Source organism: uncultured Photobacterium sp. (assembly GCF_947502415.1).
Taxonomy (GTDB): Bacteria; Pseudomonadota; Gammaproteobacteria; order Enterobacterales; family Vibrionaceae; genus Photobacterium.
The window spans coordinates 1-305 of record NZ_CANMZV010000119.1; the positions used below are offsets into that span (position 1 = coordinate 1).

Annotated in this window: 1 protein-coding gene; it reads right to left on the minus strand. The window is 59.7% G+C overall.

Translation table 11 applies throughout. The annotated features are described in order from the left end of the window. A partial coding sequence (locus Q0852_RS23785; protein ID WP_299022932.1) for an Ig-like domain-containing protein occupies positions 1 to 305 on the minus strand: 305 nt, incomplete at both ends.

Consider the following 305-nt stretch of genomic DNA (forward strand, 5'->3'; position numbering starts at 1 on the left):
GCCGCTGCGCTGCGATCACTGTCCGGGGTAAACGTCGCAGTATATGTGGTGCCACTACCACTAAAGCCGCTCAGTGATCCACCGACCACGGTAATATCACTTTCCGCAAAGTCTGAACTGGCTTCACTCAGGGTAAAGGTCAGCGCTGCGGTCTCGCCGGCTTTCAGGCTCGCCGTGTCACTGCCGATACTGATCCCCGGCAGTACGGTATCCAGGCTGAGACTGAGCTGGGTCGCCGCGGTATTGGTATTCCCCGCGCTGTCGGTGAAGGCATTGGACGCCACATCGATGGTGGCTGCTGCGGT